The sequence below is a fragment of the Mesorhizobium sp. M7A.F.Ca.US.002.01.1.1 genome, assembly GCF_004022955.1.
In the GTDB taxonomy this organism is placed as follows: Bacteria; Pseudomonadota; Alphaproteobacteria; order Rhizobiales; family Rhizobiaceae; genus Mesorhizobium; species Mesorhizobium ciceri.
Genome location: NZ_RZQE01000560.1, coordinates 1 through 3,457, shown reverse-complemented (window position 1 = coordinate 3,457; position 3,457 = coordinate 1). Strand labels below are relative to the sequence as shown.

The window sequence follows — 3,457 nt, the reverse complement described above, 5'->3', positions numbered from 1 at the left end:
ACTGCGGCGCATCGGCGGCAGCCGGTGCCGCGACCGCCTTGTCGCTCTTGGTTTGCGCTGCAACGGCCGGCACACCGACGGTGCAGGCAACACCCAGCATCGCCACGAAATACGCGAACTTCCTCATCAAGACCCCTCCCGCCCGGCTCCGCCTCGGGCCAGCTAGAAGCTGACCTTGAGAGACGCGCTGATCGCGTTCTGTTTAACCGTTTCGCCGAAGGCGCCATTATATCTGACGGACATGCCGACGCCATTGACGCCATTCAGTTCAAGGCCGGCGCCGACCCGATAGAGCGGCGAATCGACGGCCTCCGTCAAGTGCAATGCGGGGTTGCCAGGCAGATTCTCCGCCGCCGCGAAGCGACCTTCGATTTCCCACTCCTTGTTGGAAAACTCCGCCCCGGCCTTGCCGTAGACGCGAAGGCTGGCAATGTCGCTGAGCGCGATGTCGGTGCCGATCTCGATTGCAGGGGTTGCAGAATAGTAGGTGTTGGCCGAGCCATCGAAGTTGAAGGCGGCGACCGAACCCTCCTCCGTGCCTGAGACACGCAGCCAGCGCGCGTCGAACTGCACTGTCGGCTGCAGATAGAACGCGCCCATCTCCCGGGTGAAACCCAACCGCGCCGAGCCGCCGAACATCGCGGTCTTCTGTGTGTAGGTGACGCTGCTGCCGATGCCAGGCAGCATTACCTCGTCGAGATAATCACCCACCAACGTTTCGCCCGGAATGTAGAATGCCGGGTCGATATGGGTGTCGCGTTCGCCCTTGAACGAGCCCGTGCCGCCACCGAGTGCAAAGTCCACGAAGTAATTCTTGTTGGTATATTTGGCCAGCGCATAGGCCTGCCAGGCCTCACCGGTGGTCTCCGACAGCAGGTCGCCATCAAAGCCGATCTTGGAATCGAACTCTGTGCGGCCGATCGTGGCACCAAGCGACCAGTTCTGGCCGATCTCGCCAATGCCGCCAAGCGACATCGTCTTCAGGACGTCGTCGCGGCTTGTAGTGCCAGCACCCGCGTCGCGGCCGTACTCGGCCTGCGGGCTGATCGTTGCCCAGACGCAGCGGCCGTCGGGATTCTTGTAGGCAGGCACGCCAGTACACTCACGCGCCGCTTCCAGCATCATGTCGGCTTCGCGGTTGATCATGTCGAACGTATGCACGGCATAATGCGGTGTGAGCCGGGTCAATGCTGCACCCAGTTCCTCTTCATTGGGCAGGAAGCGCAGCATGTTGATCAGCCTGGCCATCGGGTTGTCCGGGGTCGATGCTGCCTCGACATCGTCAAGGTACTGCGCCATCTGGAACACGCCGGGATCGGTGGTGCCGGACCCCGGATCCTGCGCCAGTTCCAGGAATGTCGGGTTGTCGGCGTAAAGAACGAGATCGGTGCCGCCATCCACCCGGAACTGGAAGTTGAAGCCCACTGCCGGATGCAAGGTCTTCGCTGCTATGCCGGAGTCGGTCATCCCCGAGCCATTGGCGACCACATATTCCGTGAACAGCTTATCGATCGACAGGAAATTCAGCGGCGCTTCGCCGTTGAAGTCACCGGCCGCCGTTAGTGCCAGGGCATCCGTGATCTGGTTGTTGAGATCCACATCGGTGACGAAATCGCCGGAGAGGTTTTGTTTGAAGCCGCCGCCGACATCCACCTTCGCCACCACGCCGATGCCCTGGTTGGTATAGAGCCCGTCATTGGTGAACAGCCCGCCGCCGAGATCGATGGTTTTCAGTCCGACCATCGAGGCATCGGCAAAATTGTGGAAGCTGTTGTCGCCGCCGCCGAGATCGATGTTGCCGATGACGCGTCCCAGCGTGTCGTCCAGCCGCGAATTGTCGACATGGTCATCACCCGACGTGCCGGTAATGGCCAGCGGACTGAAATCGTCGAGCAGCGATTCCAGGATCGCATTGGTCGGCACGACGGGACCGGGCGCCAACAGGAAGGTCTGGAATGCCTGGATATCCGCTGCCTGGATCTCGAATGTCGGCGTCGCTCCCATTGCGTAGAGCAGGCTGTGGTTGGTCAGCGCGTTGTTGGCGCCGCCGACGAGCATGGCGGCAACGCCGGTTCCGGCGCCGCCAATCGTGTAATGACCGTTGAGATTGATGGTGATGTTGCCTTTCGCGCCGTTGGCTGTGCTTTCGCCGTAGGCGGCCACGGAACCAGCACCCTGCGCGAACAGGCTGTCGCCCGCGGTCAGCGTAACCGCGTGCGCGTCGCCGATGCCGGTCGCGCTCTGTCCGAACATGGCATACGAGCTCGCACCCTTGACCCAGACCTGGCTCATGGCCGTCGCCGTCGCCGCCGCGGCATCGCCGATGCCACCGCCGGAACCGGCAGCGCCGGTGGAGAGCGTGCCGGCCAGGCCGCCGCCGCCGCCCACCGCCTGGGCCACGATGCCGTGCGCCCGCTCGCCATCGGTGACGATCTCGCCGTCCTGCTGGATGGTCACCGTGCCGCCATTGCCCTTGGCACCCGCAAATGTGTTGAAGCCGATGGTGTTGTTGTCGATGCCGCTGCCGCCATCCGCCGTGGCGCCGAAGCGCCCAAAGCCGGCGCCGCCGATGCCGCCGCCGCCGCCGACCGACTGAGCGATGATGGCGACCGCATCGACACCATGCGTGGTGATGGTGCCGGTGCGGATCACGGTCACCTCGCCGCCATCGCCGCCATTGCCGCCAAGGCCGCCGATGCCGAGCGCGTTCGAGGTTTTACCTTTTGCGTCGCCGCCGACACCGCCGCCGCCGCCCACCGACTGCGCCACGACGCCATGCGCGCGGGCGCCGAAGGTTTCGATCGATCCGGAAACCTCAACCCTCACATCTCCGCCATCGCCGCCGTTGCCGCCCTTGCCGCCCAGGCTGAGGGCAAAAGAGTCGGACCCGGCGAAGTCGGACGAAACCGTGCCGCCATATCCGCCACCGCCGCCGATGGACTGGGCGAAGATGCCGTATGACCCATCCTTGTGTGTGATGATCTCGCCATCGTTGGTGACGGTGACCTTGCCACCATCGGCCTCGTTGTCGGGGTCGTTGGGGTCGCCGACCACCGGGATCGGAATCCCGTTGGGTATGCTGGCACCGCCACCGATTGTCATGTCTGCTTCCGATGCGCCGGTCGCGGCACCCGAGGCACCACCGCCACCGCCGATCGACTGCGCAAAAATGCCGTGCGAGATATAGCCCAGTGTTTCAATCTTGCCGAAGTTGTTGACCTCGACCTCACCGCCGATGCTGCCACTGCCGCCTTGGCCGCCAATATACATGGTAACGGCCGTCTCGGCCTTACCGGTCTCCGTCGAGCCAGCGCCACCCGCACCACCGCCGCCGCCCACCGACTGTGCGAAGATGCCGTGCGAGTTGTCGTCCTGCGTCAGGATCGAACCGCTCTGGAAGTTCTGGACGTGAACCTTGTCGCTGGTACCGCCAGCGCCGCCGGCGCCGCCGAGGCTC

Annotated in this window: 1 protein-coding gene; it reads right to left on the bottom strand. The window is 64.1% G+C overall.

The annotated features are described in order from the left end of the window. Window positions 1-162 precede the first annotated feature (162 nt). Window positions 163-3,457: autotransporter outer membrane beta-barrel domain-containing protein (locus EN932_RS31880; RefSeq protein WP_245483362.1), on the bottom strand; the 3,295-nt coding region annotated here is incomplete at its 5' end.